This is a genomic window from Rhodococcus sp. NPDC003322, assembly GCF_053589555.1.
This window is the reverse complement of record NZ_JBSFSC010000001.1, coordinates 482,948-502,953: the sequence shown is the minus strand read 5'-3', so window position 1 is coordinate 502,953 and position 20,006 is coordinate 482,948. Positions and strand designations below refer to the sequence as shown.

General features: G+C 71.5%; 10 protein-coding genes. 8 read left to right on the top strand and 2 right to left on the bottom strand.

From position 1 onward, the window contains the following. The first annotated feature begins 50 nt into the window (after positions 1-50). The 7 genes from ACWDUM_RS02370 to ACWDUM_RS02340 are packed head-to-tail and all read left to right on the top strand — an operon-like array spanning position 51 to position 17,841. A complete protein-coding gene (locus ACWDUM_RS02370) occupies positions 51-12,341 on the top strand; it encodes an amino acid adenylation domain-containing protein (protein ID WP_450132738.1) in 12,291 nt (4,096 codons plus the stop codon). A gap of 53 nt (positions 12,342-12,394) precedes the next feature. Next, a complete protein-coding gene (locus ACWDUM_RS02365) occupies positions 12,395-13,441 on the top strand; it encodes an ABC transporter substrate-binding protein (RefSeq protein WP_450132737.1) in 1,047 nt (348 codons plus the stop codon). A gap of 1 nt (position 13,442) precedes the next feature. Then, a complete protein-coding gene (gene entS, locus ACWDUM_RS02360) occupies positions 13,443-14,705 on the top strand; it encodes an enterobactin transporter EntS (RefSeq protein ID WP_450132736.1) in 1,263 nt (420 codons plus the stop codon). A gap of 57 nt (positions 14,706-14,762) precedes the next feature. After that, a complete protein-coding gene (locus ACWDUM_RS02355; RefSeq protein ID WP_450115861.1) occupies positions 14,763-14,966 on the top strand; it encodes a phosphopantetheine-binding protein in 204 nt (67 codons plus the stop codon). A gap of 9 nt (positions 14,967-14,975) precedes the next feature. Beyond that, a complete protein-coding gene (locus ACWDUM_RS02350; protein WP_450132735.1) occupies positions 14,976-15,968 on the top strand; it encodes an endonuclease/exonuclease/phosphatase family protein in 993 nt (330 codons plus the stop codon). Next, positions 15,965-16,948: a glycosyltransferase family 2 protein gene (locus ACWDUM_RS02345; protein WP_450132734.1), complete on the top strand. Its 984-nt coding sequence runs from the start codon at positions 15,965-15,967 to the stop codon at positions 16,946-16,948. Before ACWDUM_RS02350 ends, ACWDUM_RS02345 begins: the two co-directional genes overlap by 4 nt. After that, positions 16,945-17,841 (top strand): glycosyltransferase family 2 protein, encoded by an 897-nt coding sequence (locus ACWDUM_RS02340; protein ID WP_450132733.1) that lies wholly within the window; start codon positions 16,945-16,947, stop codon positions 17,839-17,841. The genes ACWDUM_RS02345 and ACWDUM_RS02340 overlap by 4 nt, the downstream gene beginning before the upstream one ends. Before the next feature lie 14 nt (positions 17,842-17,855). Here ACWDUM_RS02340 and ACWDUM_RS02335 read toward each other — a convergent pair whose 3' ends face one another. Both ACWDUM_RS02335 and ACWDUM_RS02330 read right to left on the bottom strand, forming a co-directional pair. Next, positions 17,856-18,152, bottom strand: a complete 297-nt coding sequence (locus ACWDUM_RS02335; protein WP_450132732.1) for a hypothetical protein — start codon at positions 18,150-18,152, stop codon at positions 17,856-17,858. After that, on the bottom strand, positions 18,149-18,982 hold the full coding sequence (locus tag ACWDUM_RS02330) for a TauD/TfdA dioxygenase family protein (RefSeq protein WP_450132731.1): 834 nt from the start codon (positions 18,980-18,982) through the stop codon (positions 18,149-18,151). Before ACWDUM_RS02330 ends, ACWDUM_RS02335 begins: the two co-directional genes overlap by 4 nt. A gap of 84 nt (positions 18,983-19,066) precedes the next feature. On the opposite strand from ACWDUM_RS02330, the gene ACWDUM_RS02325 reads away from it, so the two are divergent. Next, entirely contained in the window at positions 19,067-19,987 is a 921-nt protein-coding gene (locus ACWDUM_RS02325; protein ID WP_450132730.1) for a TIGR03564 family F420-dependent LLM class oxidoreductase, read from the top strand. Positions 19,988-20,006 lie beyond the last annotated feature (19 nt).

Below are 20,006 nucleotides of genomic sequence, written 5' to 3'. Positions count from 1 at the left end.
GTGGCCGGTCGACCCGTCCGGCGCGGCGCGAGATGGTGGAGAGAAATACAGTGCAGTCGGCGTATCCGGTGACAGCGGCCCAGCGCAGCATCTATTTCGGCCACCAGCTGGATTCCGTCGGCCACCTCTACAACACCGGCATGTACACCGAGACGGTCGGGGAGTTCGACCTCGATCGCGTCCTGACGTCGATCAAGGGAGTGCTCGACCAGGCCGAAACGCTGCACGTGAACTTCGACGTGGACCCCGACGGCGCCCTCGTGCAGATCCCGCGCGCCGATCGGGACTGGCAGGTCGAGGTTCTCGACCTGCGCGCCGAGGCCGACCCGGAGGCCGCGTCGGCGGCATGGATGCAGTCGGCGATGGCGACCCCCGTCGATCTCGCCACGGATCTGCTGTTCACGTTCGCCGTGCACCTGCTCGGCGACGAGAAGATGCGGATCTACCAGCAGCACCACCACATCGTGAACGACGGCATCGGTATCGCGCTGGTCCTCGCCCGGATCGCCCGTGCCTACTCGGAGGGGGCGGTCCCGGACCTGTCCGTGGAGTGGGCGCTCGAGCGTTTCGTGCAGGCCGACCTCGAGTACACCGGCGGGCAGCAGATCGACGCCGACCGCGAGCACTGGCTCACCGAACTCGGCGACCTGCCGCCCGTCCCGCGGCTGATCGAGGCCGAGCATCCGCCTGCCCCCGGCGTCACCCACACCACCGTCACCGTCGACACCGACCAGCGCGCCCGCCTGGACGCCTACGCCAAGGCGCACGGGCTGCGCCTGCCCGTCCTGATGATCGGCCTGCTCGGCGCCTACGTCGCGCGCGCCACGAACACCTCCGACGTGGTGCTGTCGATGCCGACCACGGCACGCGGTACCCGGGACCTGCGGACGATCCCCGGCATGGTCGCCAGCGTGCTGCCGATGCGGTTCGACGTCCCCGCGCACGCCCGCATCGCCGACGTCGCGGCCGCCGTCGACACCAAGACCTGGGCGCTGCTCAAGCACGGCCGCTACCGCGGCGAGCACATCGGCGCGGCCCTCGCGGCCCGCGATCCGCACTGGCGTCCGCCGGCCGTCGGCGTGAACATCATGCCCACCTCGACGTCGCGGCACGTGATCGGCCGCGAATCCGATGCCCACATGCTCGCCTCCGGCCCGGTCGGCGAGCTCGAGTTCATCGTGCTGCTGCACAAGTCCGGGCAGCCGATCGAGATCGGCCTCCGCAGCCACCCCGGCAACGCGGAGCGATGCGCCGAGATCGCTGACGCGCTCAGCGATTTCGTCGACGCGTTCCTCTCCGACGTCGACGAGCCGGTGTGGTCGCTGCCCGCAGGCGCGCCCGTCTCCGCCACACCCCACGACGAGGACGGCACCGGTCCGCTGGCGCTGCCGACCGCGCTCGCCAAGCGACGCGACGCGCAGGTGCCGGTCACCGCGACGCTGCGCAGCCTCCGGATCCCCGCGCCCGAGAACCTGACCCGCGACCAGCTGGTGGCGGCGGTCGACGCCGTCGTCACCCACCACCACGCCCTGCGCGCCACGCTCACCGCCCCGGCCCCGATCCTGTGGCTGCTCGCGGTGCCCGACACGGTCGATGCCGCATCGCTCGTCCACACCTGCGACCTGGAACCCGGCGCGGCGATCGACGAACTGACCGCGCTCGACGGGGTGGTGCCCGACCCGGCGTCCGGCCGCGTCCTGAGCGTGGCCTGGGCGACCGGCGGGGCCGGCGAACTGGTGCTGCTCGCACCCGCCGGCCTGATCGACGAACGATCCTGGGACGTCGTCGCCGAGGACTTCGCCACCGCACTGCGGGCAATGGGCCGGGGCCGCCCCGTGACCCTGCCCGCCGTCGCGGTCTCGCTCAAGACCCACGCTCAGCGATTCGCCGCCGAGGCCGCTGCGCCGACCCGGCTCGCCGAGCTGACGACCTGGATGTCGGTCCTGGCGCCCGGCGCCGACCTGGTGTCCCCGACGGCAGTGTCCACGACCACGACGGGCGCGGCTTCCGGTGTCGACGTGACACTCTCGGCCGCCGAGCTCGCCGCCGCCACCGCGGCGGTGCCCGCCCTCGTGAAGGGGGCCGCCGCCGACGTGTGGGCCGCGGCGGTCGCACTGGCCGTCGCCCGCTGGGACGAGCGCGCCGTCGGCGCCACGGAACTGTCCGTCGACCTCTGGCACGACGGACGTGAGGGCGACGACCTGAGCCGCACCGTCGGACCGCTGGACTGGACCGCACCCGCGCGCCTCGTGCTCGAGGGCGACCCGCTCGGTGCCCTTCGAGCGGCGAAGGAACGGATCCGCTCCGCCGGCTCGGTCGGTTGGCCGATGCTGCGGTACGCCAACGTCCAGGCCGGACCCGCCCTGGCGGCGCTGCCCGCGCCACAGGTGTCGATCCGCACCGGAGGAGACCGGATCGCCGGTGGCGTCCTCGACGTGTGCATCCGGCCCGACGGGAACGGCGGGGCGAGTGTGCGTTTCGAGTCCGACCGCGGACTCGGCGACGCGGCACTCGAGCGGCTGGCGGAGCTGTGGGGCGAGGCGGTGGCCGACCTCGTCGCGCTCGCCGAGGGCGGCACCGGTTCCGCCCGGCTGACCCCGTCCGACCTGCGGCACATCGACCTGAGTCAGGACGAGATCGACCGCATCGAGGCCGTCAGTCCCGTGCTGGTCGAGGACATCTGGCCGCTGTCCCCGCTGCAGCGGGGCCTATTCTTCCAGTCCGTCTTCGACGCCGCCCAGGACATCTACACCGCGCAGTTCTCCCTCGATTTCGGGCACCGCATCGACATCTCCCGGATGCGTGCCGCCGCCGCCGCACTGCTGGACGAGAACCCCACGGTACGAGCAGGTTTCACCAACGACGGGCTGGCGGAGCCGGTGCAGTTCATCGGCACCGGCGTCGAGGTCCCGTTCACGGAGGCGGACCTGTCCGACCTGCCGGCCGATGCGCAGGAGGCCCGCGCCCAGGAACTGATGGCCGCCGACCGCGCCCGCCCGTTCGACCTGGCGGCGCCGCCGCTGTGGCGGATGCTGCTGATCCACCTGGGCGGCGGTGTCGACCGCCTGGTGGTCAACCGGGAGTTCATCCTGTGGGACGGCTGGTCCGGTGCCCTGTTCGTGGACCAGCTGCTCGCCCGGTACGCGGGGGAGCAGGTGACCGCACCCGAGGCCGGTTTCACCGACTACCTCACCTGGCTGGACGCCCGGGAGCCCGACGCCGCGGCCGCCGCCTGGCGCGCCGCCTTCGCCGGCTTCGACACCCCCACCCTGGTCGCCGGATCGACCAAGGGCCGATCCCCGGTGGTGCCGACGCGGATCGAGTCGTACATCGACGAGGACCTGACCGCCGGGCTGCGCGAACGCGCGCGCACCAGCGGAGTCACGTTGAACGCGTTGATGAACGCGGTGATGGGTCTGCTGCTGTCCGCCGAATCCGGCCGCACCGACGTGGTGTTCGGGTCGACCGTCGCCGGACGCCCGACCGAGATCGTCGGCCTGGACCGGGTGCTCGGCATGTTCCTCAACACCGTCCCGGTGCGGGTGACCCTGGACCCGACCGAGTCCGTGACCGCCCTGCTGCGGCGCATGCAGGACGAGTACGTCGAGCGGATGGAGCACGAGTACCTGGGTCTCGGCGAGATCCAGCGCGCCACCGGGCACACCGAGCTGTTCGACACGCTGTTCGTGCTGCAGAACTTCAAGAACGCCTCCGAGATGGCGGCGCAGTCGGCCAAGCACGACATCGTCGCCGAGGACAGCCTCGACCACACCCACTACCCGCTCGCGGTGGTCGTCTCCCCGGGCGAGCGGCTGCACGTGAAGATCGACTACCGGCACGACGTGGTCGACGCCGCCCGCGCGCAGGGACTCCACGACCGATTCGTCGGTCTGCTGGAAATCGTTGCCCGCGAAGGGGAGCGACTCGTCGCGTCGGTCCCCGCACTGAACAGCTCCGAGACCGCCGCGGCCGCGGCGGTGTGGACGACGCCGCTGCCCGCCGTCGAGGACGCGACGATCGCCGAGATGCTGATCGCGAAGGCCGCGCAGATCCCGGACGAGGTCGCGCTCGTCTTCGAGGACGAGCGGGTCACCTACGGAGAGCTCGCCCGCCGGGTCGAGGGCCTGGCCCGGCACCTGATCGCCCGCGGCGGCGGACCCGAGGTCGTCGTCGCGCTCGGGTTGCCGCGCACCGTAGAGATGGTCGTCGCCCTGTTCGCGGTGCTGAGGGCCGGTGCCGCCTACCTGCCGCTCGAGCTGGACCAACCCGACGAGCGACTGAAGGTGGTGCTCGCCGACGCCCGGCCGGCGCTCGCCGTCACCACGGCCGCGGTCGCGCAGCGACTGGATCTCGATGGCGACACCGCGATCCGGCTCGACGAACCTCATGACTGGGACGACGCCCCCCTGACGGCTGCCGAGCTCGGCGCCTTCGCTCCCGGGCGCCCGCATCGGCTCGACCACCCCGCCTACGTCATCTACACCTCCGGATCCACCGGGAAGCCCAAGGGCGTCGTCACGCCGTACCGTGGCCTGACCAACATGCAGCGCAACCACCAGGACGAGATCTTCGACCCGGTCGTCGCGAGCGTCGACGGCCGGCGGATGCGCGTGGCGCACACCGTCTCCTTCGCGTTCGACATGTCCTGGGAGGAACTGCTCTGGCTCGTCGAGGGCCACGAGGTGCACATCTGCGACGAGGACCTGCGGCGCGACGCACAGGCCCTGGTGCGGTACTGCGACCGTGAGCGGATCGACGTGGTCAACGTGACCCCGACCTACGCGACCGCGCTGTTCGTAGAGGGCATGCTCGACGAGGGCATCCGGCCGGACGGCACCACCGCGCACCGGCCGCCGCTGGTGCTCCTCGGCGGCGAGGCCGTGCCGGACTCGGTGTGGAACCGACTGCGGGACACCGAGGGAACCCTCGGATACAACCTGTACGGCCCGACCGAGTACACCATCAACACCCTCGGTGCCGGGACCGACGACAGCGCCACCCCGACCGTGGGCACCCCGATCCGGTCCACCCACGGCCACATCCTCGATCCGTGGCTGCGGCCCGTCGTCGACGGTGTCGCCGGCGAGCTGTACATCTCCGGTGCCGGACTTGCCCGCGGCTATCTCGGGCGCGTCGACATCACCGCGGACCGGTTCGTCGCGAACCCGTTCGAGCCCGGCGAGCGGATGTACCGGACCGGCGACTTCGTGCGGCGGCGGGCGGACCGCACGAGCGGAGCGACGGGGGGATTCGGCGGAGTCATCGACTACCTGGGCCGCATCGACGACCAGGTGAAGATCCGCGGCTACCGCGTCGAGCTGCACGAGATCGAGTCCGTCATCGAGGCCCACCCGGCGGCGGCGTCCGCGGCCGTGGTCGCGGTCGACGACCCGCTGGTCCCGGGCATGAAACGCCTTGCCGCGTACGTGGTTCCGGCCGTCGCGGACAGCGTCCCCGAAAGCGTTGTCGCCGAGGTGCTCGACCACCTGCGCGCGCAGCTGCCCGACTACATGGTGCCCGCGAGCCTGCAGACGATCGATGCGATCCCGATGACCGTCAACGGCAAGCTGGACGCCAAGGCGCTACCCGCCCCCGAGATGCGCGCCACCGCCGGCAGCCGTGAGCCGGAGACCGAAGCCGAGCGGGTGCTGTGCGCGCTGTTCGCCGAGCTGCTCGGCCTGGAGACGGTCGGCGCGGACGACGACTTCTTCGAACTCGGCGGGCACTCGATGATCGCGATGCGCGTGGTCAGCCGGGTGCGTGCCGCATTCGACGTGCAGCTGACGATCCGGGACCTGTTCGACGCCCGCACCCCCGCCCAGATCGCCCGGCTGCTGCCCGCGGCGGCGAGCGCATTGCCCGCCGTCACGGCCGGGCCTCGTCCCGAGCGGATCCCGCTTTCCGCTGCGCAGGAACGACTGTGGATGCTGGCCCAGGTTTCCGACGAGAGCCTGGCCTACCACTACGCGCACGTCGCCCGGCTCGACGGCGCGGTCGACACCGACGCCCTCGCCGCCGCGCTGCGCGACGTGACCGCGCGGCACGAGAGCCTGCGCACCGTCATCGACGTCACCGACGGCGAGCCGCACCAGGTGATCCTGGCCGAGGGCGGCGAGCTCGAGGTCGTCGACGCGGCTGAGAGCATTGCCGGCACCGCCGGCGCAGGCGCCGTCGACACCCTTGCACTCGAACGCCTGACCGCGAACTTCGATCTGCGCACCGACGTGCCGCTGCGGGTGAGCCTGCTGCGGGAGGGACCGGAGCGGTCGGTGATCGTGGTGGTGCTGCACCACATCGCCACCGACGAGTGGTCCGACGCCCCGCTGCTCGGCGACCTGACCCGCGCGTACCTGGCACGATCCGCCGGGGCGGCGCCGGACTGGCAATCACTGCCGGTGCAGTACGCGGACTACGCGCTCTGGCAGCGCCGCAACCTGGGCGACGACGCGATCGAGGGGCAGTTGGCCCACTGGCGTACCGCGTTGGCCGGTGTGCCCGAAGAGATCACGCTGCCCACCAGCCGGCCCCGTCCGGTGCAGCCGACCGGTCGGGCAGGCAACGCCACGGCCGTCCTCGGCGCGGAGGTCGCGCGCGCACTGCGTGAGATCGCCGAATCCAGTGGCGGCACCATGTTCATGGCGCTGCACGCCGTCACCGCGGCAGTGCTGTCCCGGCTCGGTGCCGGCGAGGACGTCGTCGTCGGCAGCCCCGTGTCGGGCCGCAGCGACAGCGCCCTCGACGATCTCGTCGGCTTCTTCGTCGGCACCGTCGTGCTGCGGACCGACATGACGGGCGACCCGAGTTTCGCCGACCTGGTGGACCGCGTTCGCGAGGCGGATCTGGCGGCGATGTCCAACCAGGACGTGCCCTTCCAGCGGCTCGTGGAGGAGTTCGCCCCGGCGCGGGTCGAGGGCCGCAACCCGCTGTTCCAGGTGATGGTCAGCTACCTCCAGCGCCCGGCGGTGCTGCCCGACCTGCTCGGCGTGCCGACCACCTGGGAGCCGCTCACCGGTGTCCGCGCCAAGTTCGACCTGAACCTCACGTTCGTCGAGGCCCCCGACACCGGCGAGGTCACGGTCGGCGTCGAGTACGCGACCGACCTGTTCGACCACGCGATCGTGGAGACGATTCTCGCGGTGCTGCTGCGCGTCGCCGGCGAGGTCGCCGCAGATCCGACGTTGCGGCTCGCGGATCTGTCGTTGCAGGCGGATGACGAGCAGCGGCGGCAGCTCACCCTCGGTGTGGGGGAGAGGGCCGGGTACGCGGACGTCACCGTGGCCGAGATGCTCTCGCGGGCAGCGGCACCGGCACCCGATGCGGTGGCGCTGGTGTCTGCGGACGACACGATCACGCACGCCGAACTCGACGCCCGCTCGAACCGCCTGGCGCGTCTGCTGATCGCCGACGGCGCCGGCCCCGGCGACCTCGTCGCCGTCGCGGTGCCCCGGTCGGTCGACCAGGTCGTCGCGATCCACGCCGTGGTCAAGTCCGGTGCGGCGTACCTGCCGATCGACACCGGACTGCCCGCGGCCCGCATCGAGTACCTGCTCTCGGACGCGAACCCGGTCCGGGTGCTGGCCGTCGCGGCGACGGCGCTGCCCGACACGGGTGCGCGCACCGACCTCGACGACCCGGCGGTGCGGGCGCGGCTCGCGGAGCTGCCGGGCACGACGATCGCCGACATCGACCGGCGCGCGTCGCTCACGTCCACCCACCCGGTGTACGTCATCTACACGTCCGGTTCCACGGGAAACCCGAAGGGTGTCGTGGTCGAGCACCGCTCCGTGGTGAACCGGCTGCGTTGGGTCCAGGACCGGCTGCCGCTCGACCCGGCGGACCGGGTGATCGTCAAGACCCCCGCCACCTTCGACGTGTCCGTGTGGGAACTGTTCTGGCCCACCGTCACCGGAGCCACCGCCGTCGTCGCCGGTCCCGACGACCACCGTGACCCGGCGGCGCTCGTCTCGCTGCTGCGTGAGCAGTCGGTGACCGTCGCGCACTTCGTGCCCTCCATGCTCGAGGAGGTGCTCTCCGAATCCGGCTTCACCGAGACGAACCTGCGACGCGTGGTGTGCTCCGGTGAGGCGCTGCAGTACCGGACCGTCGAGCGGTTCGCCGCCGCGCTGCCGACCGCGACGATCGAGAACCTGTACGGACCGACGGAGGCGGCCGTCGAGGTCACCCTCGCCGCGGACCTCGCCTCGCGGGTCGGTGCCGAGGGTGCCTGCGAGATCGGTGGTCCCGGCACCAACGTGGCGCTGTACGTACTGGATTCGCGGCTGCGTCCGGTCCCCTCCGGGATGTCCGGCGAGCTGTACCTCGGGGGAGTGCAGGTGGCCCGCGGCTACCTCGGCCGCCCCGCGCTGACGGCCGAGCGGTTCGTCGCGGACCCGTACGGCGACCCGGGCGCGAGGCTGTACCGCACCGGCGACCTGGTGCGCTGGAACCCCGCCGCGGAGCTCGAGTACCTCGGCCGCATCGACGATCAGGTCAAGATTCGCGGCCTGCGCATCGAACTCGGCGAGGTCGAGACCGCGCTCGAGGCGCTGCCGTCGGTCGCGCGGGCCGTCGCGTCCGTCGTGGACAACGCATCCGGCGCCCCCGTCCTCGTCGGGTACGTGGTCCCCGCCACCGCCGCCGCGGGCGGCGTCGGCTCCACCGCTGCGGGCGGCGTCGGCTCCACCGCTGCGGGCGGCGTCGGCTCCACCGCCGCGGGCGGCGTCGACTCCACAGCGGTGCGCGGCGCGTTGGCCGGCACCGTTCCGGACCACCTGATCCCGGCTCTGATCATCGCCATCGACGCCGTCCCGGTCAGCTTCAACGGCAAGCTCGACCGGAAGGCCCTGCCGCGTCCGAGCTTCGACGCGGCCACCGAATCGCGGGCACCCCGAACGGAGTGGGAACGCCGGGTGTGCGAGGTGTTCGCGCAGGCGCTGGGTGTGGATGCGGTCGGTGTCGACGACGACTTCTTCGCGCTCGGCGGGCACTCGCTCACCGCGATCCGCCTCGTCAACGCGCTGCGCACGGAACTCGGCGTGGACGTGCCGGTGCGGGCGGTGTTCGAGGCGCCGACGGTGGCCCTGCTGGCGCCGCTCGCGCAATTGGCGACCGGCCGTACGCGTGCCGCGCTCGTCGCGGGCGAGCGGCCCGCGGTGCTGCCGGTGTCGTTCGCGCAGCAGCGGATGTGGGTCCTGGACCGCCTCGGCGCCGACGGCGGCGCCTACAACGTCCCGATCTCCTGGCGTGTGTCAGGTCCGGTCGACGTGGTCGCACTCGCCGAGGCCGTGCGGGACCTGATGCTCCGGCACGAACCGCTCCGCACGGTCTTCCCCGAGGTCGACGGACAGCCGGCGCAGGTGATCCTGCCCGCGGACGCCGTCGAGGTGGACCTCGACCGGCGGGACATCCGGCCGGAGGACGTCGCTGCAGCGACGGCGGAGGCGGCACGGTTCCGCTTCGACCTGGAATCGCAGGCGCCGGTGCGGGTCTCGGTGCTCGAGACCGGGGACGACACCGTCGTCGTGCTGGTGATCCACCACATCGCCACCGACGAGTGGTCCACCCGAGCGCTGCTGACCGACTTGATGACCGCGTACGCGCTGCGTCAGTCCGGCCGAGCGCCGCAGTGGGACCCGCTGCCGGTGCAGTACGCGGACTACACGCTGTGGCAGCGGGAACTGCTCGGCGACGTCGCCGACGCCCGCAGTGTCGCCGCTCGCCAGAGCGAGTACTGGCGGCAGACTCTCGCCGGGTTGCCCGAGGAGATCCCGCTGCCCACCGACCGCACCCGCCCGGCCCGGTTCGGCTACCGCGGCGGCGCCGCGTACCTGGCGGTGGAGCCCGAGGTGGTCGCCGGTCTACGTGAGGTCGCCCGTGCCCGCGGGGTGAGCATGTTCATGCTCGTGCAGGCCGCGGTCGCGGTCCTGCTGCACAAGTCCGGTGCGGGCGTGGATATTCCGCTGGGCACCCCGGTGTCGGGGCGCGCCGACAGCCGTCTCGAGGACCTCGTCGGCTTCTTCCTCAACACGCTGGTGCTGCGCACCGACTTGGCGGGGGACCCGACGATCGCGGAACTGCTGGACCGGATCCGCGACACCGACCTCGCGGCGTTCGAGAACCAGGACCTGCCGTTCGAGCAGGTCGTCGATGCGGTCCTCGGTTCGGGTGCCCGCTCGCGGTCGATGCACCCGCTGTTCCAGACCATGGTCGTCTACCTGACCGAGCCGAACCCGGGTGAGGGATTCGGTGGCGAGTCGGGTCTGACGCCCGAGCCGATCGAGGTCACCACCGCGAAGTTCGACCTGTCCTTCGACTTCGTCGAGTACGCCGGCACCGACACCGTCGTCGGCATGGTCGAGTACAGCTCCGACCTGTTCGACCACGCCACCGCCGAGCGGCTCGCCGCCGGCCTCGGCCAGGTGCTGCGCGAGTTCGCGTCCCGGCCTGCCGAGTACCGGCTGTCGGCGATCGACGCCATTCCGGCCTCGGACCGCGAGGCGATGACGCGACGGTGGAACACGAACCCGATGGACGTGCCCGCGACGACGGTGCCTGCGCTGTTCGCGGCGGCCGCCGAGCGGTACCGCGGCGAGCCGGCGCTCGCCGCCGGGAGCGTGGCATGGACGTTCGGGGAACTGGAGCAGCGGGTCAACCGGCTGGCCCGGTTGCTGATCGCGCACGGAGTCGGTCCCGAAGTGCCGGTGGCCCTGCTGCTTCCGCGCACCGCGGACGCGCTGACCGCGATCCTGGCGGTGCTCACCGCCGGGGGCGCCTACATCGCGTGCGATCCGCAGGCTCCGGCGGCGCGCACCGCCGCCGTGTTCGAGACCACCACCCCGTCGCTGGTGCTCACCACGGCCGCACTCGTGGAGCGGGTGCCGGTCACCGGGGCAACGGTGCTGGTGCTCGACGATGCTGCGGTCACGGAGCGGATTGCCGAGCAGGACCCGGCGCCGGTCGGCGACCGCGACCGCACGGCACCGCTGCGGCCGGAGCACCCGGCCTACGTGGTGCACACCTCCGGATCGACCGGAGTCCCGAAGGCGGTGGTCGCCGTGCACCGCGGCCTGGTCACGCTGTTCCACAGCCACCGCGCCGACCTCTACCGGCCCACACAGCGGCGCACCGGCCGCGAACGGTTGCGGGTCGGTCACGCCTGGTCGTTCGCGTTCGACGCGTCCTGGCAGCCGCAGTTGTGGCTGCTCGACGGTCACGCACTGTGCCTCGTCGACGAGGAGACGCAGCGGGATCCGCGGAAGATGGTGGCGCAGGCGCAGACCCAGGAGTGGGACTTCGTCGAGGTCACCCCCTCGCACCTGGCGCAGTTGATCGACGCCGGACTGCTCGACGGCGACCGGGTGCCCGCATCGCTCGGTTTCGGCGGCGAGGCGGTCGCCCAGCCTCTGTGGGATCGCCTGCGTGCGCTGGGGGGCACCGAGTCGTACAACCTGTACGGACCCAGCGAGAGCACCGTCGACGCGCTGGTGGCGCGGGCCTCCGGCAGCGCCGTCCCGGTCGCCGGTCGCCCCGTCGGCAACACCCGCGCGCACATCCTCGACGAGTGGCTGCGGCCGGTCCCGGTCGGCGTCGAGGGCGAGCTGTACCTGTCCGGGGACGGCCTGGCGCGCGGCTACGGCGGCGAATCCGGACGCACCGCAGAGCGTTTCGTGGCCGACCCGTTCGGCGCGCCCGGTGCCCGGATGTACCGCACCGGTGACCGGGCACGGTGGCTGGCCGGTGACGAGGAGCACGGCCTGGCGGGTTCGATCCAGTACCGGGGCCGCAGCGACGACCAGGTGAAGGTGCGCGGCTACCGGATCGAGCCGGCGGAGGTCGAGGCCGCGCTGCTCGCGGACCCGGCCGTCGCGGACGGTGTGGTGCAGGCACGCACCGACACCGGATCCACCGTGCTGGTCGGATACGTGGTCGCGGCAGACGCGAACCTCGACGTCGCCGCGCTGCGTCGGAGGCTGGGCGCGACCCTGCCGGACTACATGGTGCCGTCCGCGTTCGTCGTGCTGGACACGCTGCCCACGCTGCCGAACGGCAAGCTCGACCGGGCGTCGTTGCCACGACCCGAGATCCGGCCGGCCGGCGAGTACCGGGCGCCCGGCACGGCCACGGAGAAGCTGCTGTGCGACCTCGTCGCCGAGCAACTCGGTGCCGAGCGCGTCGGTGTCGACGACGACCTGTTCGCTCTCGGCTGCGACAGCATCGGCGTCATGGCGCTGCTGTCCCGGCTGCGCGCGGCCGGGGTCGAGGCCGACGCCGCACAGGTGTTCGCGGCAGGCTCCCTCGGAGACCTTGCCGCCGAACTCGACGACACCGGAATCCACTCATGAATCACACGCGCCACGAACCACCCACGATCGAACGGCACCACGAAGGGAAACAGATGAACACTCGATGGACCAGGCGGGTCGGTGCCGCGCTCGCGGCGGCGGCCGTGATGCTCGGCGTCGCCGCATGCGGATCGGACTCCGACACCACCGACACCACGACCAGCGCGGGCAGCGAGGCCGGGCAGTTCCCGGTGACGGTGTCCGGCAAGTTCGGTGACTCGACCATCGAGGCGACGCCCAAGCGTGCGGTTCCGCTGTCCCCGCAGGACGCCGACATCCTGCTGTCCCTCGGCGTGACCCCCGTCGCGATCCCGGTCGACGCCCAGAACCGTGCCGCCACCGGCGGATCCGGATTCTGGCCGTGGCAGAAGGAGGCGTTCGGCACGAACACTCCCGAGACGCTCGACATGGACACCGGAGCGGACGCGATCGCCGAGAAGCTCGCCGTCCTGCAGCCCGACGTCATCGTCTCCACCGGCTTCTGGGGTCTGGACCAGGCCACCTTCGACCAGCTGAACGCACAGTTCCCGGTCGTGCACTTCGACACCAAGGCCAACGGCGAGCCGTGGCAGAACTCGACCCGCAAGATCGCGACCGCCCTCGGGATCCCCGAGAAGGCGGACCAGGTGATCGCGGACGCCGAGAAGCGCCTCGCCGACGCCAAGGCCGCCAACCCCACCGTCGCGGGCAAGACCTACAACGCGGTGATCGGTGACACCGGCGGCCAGCTGTCGGTGCTGGCCTCCGACGAGCGCGGCATCGGCCAGTTCCTCACTTCCCTCGGCCTGGTGCTCAGCCCGTACGCGACGACGCTGCCCGTCGACGCCGACGGTCGTGGTGTGCTGTCCTACGAGAACATCGGCGAGATGAACGCCGACGTCCTGGTCGTGGTCTCGCCGACCGGCGACCTCAGCTACCTCACCAAGTTCGCGAACTGGAACGCGCTGCCCGCCGTGCAGAAGAATGCGGTGGTCTCCCTCGCGCGCACCAGCGGCCTGCCGAACGCGGTCGGCTTCCCGTCGGCGCTCTCGCTCGGCTGGGCCACCGACCAGGTGATGCCGCTCATCACGGACGCCGTCGCCAAGGGCTCCGCGAGCTGACATGAGTGAACGCGGCGTACTCCTCGACCTGCGGCCGCTGCGCGAGAGCGCGGCGTTCCGACGGGTGTTCATCGCCCGCACCATCTCGATCTTCGGGATCGGAATGCTGATGGTCGGCGTCCCCCTCCAGATGTACGACCTGACCGGGTCGACGTTCCTGGTCGGGCTCGTCGCCGCGGTCGAGGGCGCCGCGTCCATGGGCGGCATGCTGATCGGCGGCACACTCGCCGACCGTTACGACCGCAAGAAGCTGATCCTGTTCGCGCGCACCGTGTCCGGGCTCACCTTCGTCGGCCTCGCCGTGAACGCGATGCTCGCCGACCCGTCGTGGGTGGCGATCTTCGTGCTGTCGGTGATCAACGGCCTGATCGGCTCGATCAGCATCGCGGCACTGTTCGCGGTCGTGCCGACCCTGGTTCCGCGGGATCAACTCGTCGGGGTCGGGGCGCTGAACGTCCTCGGTGCCCGCGCCGGCGCCGTCATCTCACCCGCCCTCGGCGGCCTCGTCATCGCGGCGTTCTCGGTGTCCTGGAACTACTGGGTGGCCGCGATCGGCACCGTGATCACGATCGCCCTGCTTGCGGGACTGCCGCCGTTGCCCGCGCCGGCACCCGTCGAACACGAGGTACACGCGGCCGGTGAGCCGGTCTCGATGACGCGGTTCGTCCTCGAACACAAGGTGATCGGCGGGGTGATGATCGCCGGGGTGATCGCCATGCTCGGCAGCGGGGTCCTCGTCCTCGTGCCCGGACTGGTGGACGAGCGGTTCGCCGGTGACTCCCGTGCCGCCGGTCTGCTCTACGCGGCCAGTGCGGTCGGCGCGGTCATCGCGACGGTGACCAGCGGGTGGATGTCTCGTCTGGCGCGGCCCGGCACGGTGCTGCTGATCGCCCTCGCGGTCGGTTTCGCGGTGCAGGCCCTCGTGGGGCTCACCGGCACCCTCGTCGTGGCGCTGCTGGTGCTCGTCGTGGTCGGCGCGATCGCCTCCGTACAGGAAGTGTTGCGGTACTCGCTCATCCAGACCCACACCCCGGAGCACCTGCTCGGCCGGGTGAACGGGCTCTGGTCGGCGCAGGAGGTCGCCGGAATCTCCATCGGCGCGTTGATCGCCGGCGCGTTCGGAGGCGTCGTCGCGCCATCGGCCGCTGTGGTCACCTACAGCCTCACGATGTGCGCCGTCGCGGTGGTCGCGCTGCTGCTCCTCGGCACCCTGCGCCGCACCGTCGCCAGCCCCACCGACGCGGCGACCGCCGTCCACGCCTGATCCACGCAACACCCACGAAAGGTTTCACCTGTGAGCACCACATTGACCCGGGACCGCATGGTCGCCGACCTGGCCGCCCTGCTCGACCTGCCCGCCGACGAGCTCACCGAGGACGCGAACCTGCTCGACCTGGGACTGGACTCGGTGCGGCTGATGTCTCTGGTCGAGCGGTGGCGTTCGGAGGGCGCGGTCATCGACTTCGTCGACCTCGCGTCCGACCCGGAACTCGGCGCCTGGTACGAGGTCGTCGGTGCGAGCTGAGATCGCTCGGTGACGCCGCGGGAGGCGGTGCGCCGGGTCGGCTACGCGTCCGGAATCGCCGCCGTCGCGACGGCAGCGCTCGGTGTGGTCGTCCACTACGTCGGACCCGAGAGCAACAAGCTGATCATCGCGTCCTCGTTCGTGCCGGTGCTGGTGGCCGTCGGTGTGGCGGGTCTGGTGGTGCTGGCGGCACTGCGGGCCTGGCGGACGCTGGTGGTCGGCGCGGTGATCGTGTTCGCCGGCCTCTCCACCCAGCTCCCGCTGTACCTGCGGAACGCGCCCGACGCGACCGCCGCAGACGGCCAGATCCGGTTGTTGCAGGCCAATATTCGCCTCGGTGAGGCCGACGCCGATGCGCTGGTGGACCTGGTCCGATCGCGATCGGTGAACGTGCTCACCGTCGAGGAGCTCACCGACTCGGCCGTTGCCCGGCTGCGAGAGGCCGGCCTCGAGGAACTGCTGCCGGTGACCTTCCTGAAGCCGAAGGAGTCCGGGGGCGGCGGCACCGGGATCTACAGCCGGTTCGCGATGCGCGACCCGGAGGAGCTCGGCCGGTTCTCGATGGCGAATCTGGTCACCAAGATCGACCTCGGGGAGGCGCGCACCGTGACGGTCGTCGCAGTGCACCCGATGCCGCCGTACCCGTCGCCGTCGTGGATGTGGGCGGCCGAGATGGAGAAGCTCGCGGTGCTGCTGCACGAGCGGGCCGCGGACGGCGATCCGATGGTCGTCAGCGGCGACTTCAACTCGACGTACTCGCACAGCCGGTACCGAGCGATCCTGTCCGACGGCTTCGCCGATGCCGGGGAACAGGCCGGCGCCGGGCTGGTGCCGACGTATCCGGCGGACCGGTGGTACCCGGCGGTGATCGCGATCGACCGGATCGTCCTGAAGAACGCGGTGGTGGGGGAGTACGAGCGGGTGGACCTCCCCGGTTCTGACCACCACGGGCTCTTCGCCACCGTGACACCGCAATTCGCAACGCCGGAGGAGGTTCAGTGAGCCGGGTCAGCGTCGTGGTCCCGGTGTACCGCTGCCTGCCGTACGTCGAGGGCTGCCTGCGGTCGGTGCTCGCCCAGACCCGCCCGGTCGACGAGATCGTGCTCGTCGACGACCGCGGCGGCGACGAGTCGATGGCGGTGGCCGAGCGCTACCTCGCCGAGCGCGGCGCGCGGTTCCACCGCGTCGTGCACGACCGGAACCTCGGCCTCGGCCGGGCCCGCAACTCGGGGCTCGGGGCGTCCACCGGGGATCTCGTCTGGTTCCTCGACAGCGACGACGAGGCCGACCCGCGGTTCGTCGAGTTGCTGGCGGGGGCGCTCGAGGACGGCGCGGCGGACTTCGCCTGCACCCGCACGCAACGCGTCGACGACACCGGACTCGTGCTGCAGATCGACGAACCGCCGTTCGAGGCGATCGTGGTGTCCGGCACCGACTTCGCCCACCGTCTCGTCACCGGGCGGGCGAAGGCGTACGCGTGCACCAAGCTGTTCCGCCGGGAGTTGCTCGGGGACCGGCCGTGGGACGAGGACCAGGGCTACGAGGACATGGCGCCGCTGGTGCGGATGTCGCTGGCCGCCGCGCGGGTCGCGCTCGTCGACGAACCGCTGTACCGATACCTGTACCGGGAGGGGTCGATCAGTACGTCACTGAGTCCGCGGACCCTGGACCTGTTCAAGGTGGACGTGGACGTGAGTGCGGCGGTTGCGCACGCCGGCCTTGGCGCGCGGTGGCGCGACGAGGTGCGTGGCTTCCGGTACCGGGAGATCCTGCGGTCCGTCGCGCACGTCGCGATGCGGGCCGACCACGCGTCCGCGACCCGCCCGCCGCTGTACGACGAGGCGATCGACCGGGTCCGGGCGGCGGTGTCCCCGCGCGACGTGCTCCCGCTGCTGCGCACCGGGCACCCGCGGGAGGCGGTGTTCGCGGCCATGCTCGGGACGGTGCCCGGGCTCTACTCGACGATTCTGAGGTACCGATGAGCACGCCCCCGGTGACGGTCCTCGTCCCCGCCTACAACGCGGGTCGCTACCTGCGCCCGATGCTGGATTCGGTGCTGAATCAGGACTTTCGGGACTTCGAACTGCTCGTGATCGACGACGGGTCCACCGATGACACCGCCGAGGTGCTGGCCTCGGTGGAGGATCCGCGGTTGCGGGTGGTTCGGCAGGAGAACACCGGCCTGGTCGGCGCGCTCAACCGGGGCCTCGACGAGGCCCGGGGCGATTTCATCGCACGGATGGACGCCGACGACCTGATGCCGGCGGGCCGGCTGACGGCGCAGATGCGGGCGATGCACGACGATCCGCGACTGATCGTGTGCGGCACCGACTACGAATTGTTCGGCGCGCTGACCGGCCGGGTCCGCATGCCACGCACCGACAGTGCGTGCCGGCAGCGGTTGCTCCTGTCGAGCTGCCACTGCGGGGCGTCGGTGATGATCCGCACACCCGTCCTCGACCGCAGCGGACTGCGGTTCCGGCCCGAGTTCGCGCACGCGGAGGACTACCGGATGTTCTCGGAACTTTCCGAGTACGGCCGGCTCGGCAACCTGCCGATGGTCGGATACCGGTACCGGATCTATCCGGAACAGGTCAGCGCCCTGCACTCGGACGCGCAGCGGCGGGCGCACCTGCGGATCGCACGGGAGCACGCGGCCATGACAGGTGTTCGCCCGCTGTCCGACACCGCGTTGGAAACCCTGCTGTGGCCCCGGGTTCCGCCCGGCTCGCTGCCGGTGGCCGTGGCGCGGACGGTGACGGCGATGGCCGGACCCGCGGTCGGGGCCGTCGTCCGGCGGCCCGGCGTGGAAACGGTCCGGTTCACCGGCCGCAAGGCGGTCGAGGCGCTGGCGCGGGTGCGGTCCGCGAGGTAGCCGGGACCGGGAGGTCACCAGCGTTCGGGTGCGGGTGTGTCCATCAGGAGCGGGCGCCGGTAGGACAGGTCGCTCGCGTCCCGGGTGCCCCTCGGAAAGGCCTGCTTCGTGAAGAACGGGGACCGCAGCAGGGAGGCGTCGGCCGTCGCGGACCACTCCACGGTCGAGCGTCGCAGCGCGATTCGCCACGCCCCGCCGCGACGTTCGAGGCGGTCGAGGTATCTGCCGCTCATCAGTTGGACGGTGGCACCGTCACCGAGCAGCAGCCCCACCAGGACGTAGCTTTCGCAGTGCGCGTCCTCGTCGTTCACGCCACGGCTTCCTCACCGATGAGGGTGGTCCGGTGCAGCAGGCGCGGGGAGGTCGGGGCGTACGGCACGGCGCGGTGCAGCATCCCGGTGTTGTCCCACAGGACGAGGTCGCCGCGCTGCCAGTGGTGGCGCAGCGCGAACCGCGGTTGCGTCGACCAGTCGAGCAGGCGGTCCAGGAGCGCCCGGCCCTCTTCCTCCGGCCTGCCCACGATGTGGCCGGCCGTCGCGCCGAGGAGCAGCGACTTGCGTCCGTTGGCGCGAGTCCACACCAGTGGGTGTTCCCGGGTCGGGACCCTGTCCCACGCCGCCCGCTGCTTGTCGGTGGGGTCGGGATTGGCGAGCAGCTGCGCCGTCGCGAAGCTGTGCACGACCCGCAGGTCGGCGAGCTCGGCCTTCTCCTCGTCGGGCAGCGCCTCGTACGCGGCGTAGGTGTTGGCGAATTCCGTGTCGCCGCCCTCGTCTGACACCTCGAGCGCGGTGAGCAGTGTTCCCTTCTGCGGAATCTCGTCGGTGGCACCGTCGATGTGCCAGTGGAATGTGCCCGTGTTGTAGGACGCCAGGACGGTCTTCGCCGGGTCCAGGCTGATGGCGGAGATCTCCGGGTGCTCGTCCTGGCCGCCCATCGGTGCCACCACGACGTCCCCGAGCAGCCGGCTCAGCGTGACCAGGTCGTCGTCACCGATGTGGGCCTGTCGGAAGAGGACCACGCCGTGCTCGTCCAGGAGCGCGCGGCACCGGGCGGCCGACTCGGCGCTGGCCAGTTCGTTCCCGGGTACTCCGGTGATCTCGACGCCGATGGCCGGGCTGATGGGCGTGGCGGTGTGGAACAAGGGTGCCTCCTTGGACAAGCCGTGTGCAGATCGTTAATCTCGCAAACGGAGAATAGCGTTCTCAATCACGAAAGGGAATCTCTCATGAGGATCGGGCTGACCGGTGGCGCTTCGTCGACCGAGAAGATCGTGCGACAGGCCCAGCGCGCGGAGGCGGACGGCTTCACCTCGCTCTGGTACGCGAGCACCGTCGCCGGTGACCCCCTCGCCGCCCTGGCGGTGGCGGGCCGCGAAACCTCGTCGATCGAACTCGGAACCGCGGTCCTGCAGACCTATCCGTGTCACCCGCTGCTTCAGGCGAATCGTGTTGCGGCCGTGGCCGAGGCGATGGGCAGACCGGGCTTCACACTCGGCCTCGGGCCGTCCCACGAATCCCTTGTCCGGGACGTGTACGGCCTGTCCTACGACCGACCCGGACGCAATACCGAGGAGTATCTGCGAATCGTCACCGCGCTGCTCCGTGGTGAGGAGGTGGACTTCCAGGGGCACGACTGGTCCACGCGCAGTGCCGGACGGATGACGGCGATCGCCGATCCGGTCCCGGTGCTGCTCTCGGCGATGTCGCCGCGGCTGTTGCGGGTGGCCGGACAGTACGCGGACGGCACCGTCCTGTGGATGGCGTCCGCGAAGGTGATCGAGTCCAGGATCTCGCCCGCCATCCGCGCGGCGGCCGCCGACGCGGGACGCCCTGCCCCGCGCATCGTCGCCGGGTTGCCGGTCGCCGTCCACGACGACCTGGACGAGGTCCGCGACGCGGTCGCCGCCACCGCAACGATGTACGCGGGAATGCCCAACTACCAACGCATCCTGGACGTCGGCGGCGCATCGAACCCGGCGGACGTCGCGATCTTCGGCAGCGAGGAGTCCGTGCGGACCCAACTGCAGGGCCTCCTCGACGCCGGGGCCACCGACATCTGGGCGGCGATCTTCCCAGTCGGTGCCGACCCGCGGGCGTCCGTGCGGCGCACCACCGAACTGCTCAAGGATCTGGTCGCCGTGGGGTAGCACGCGTACCCGATCGGGT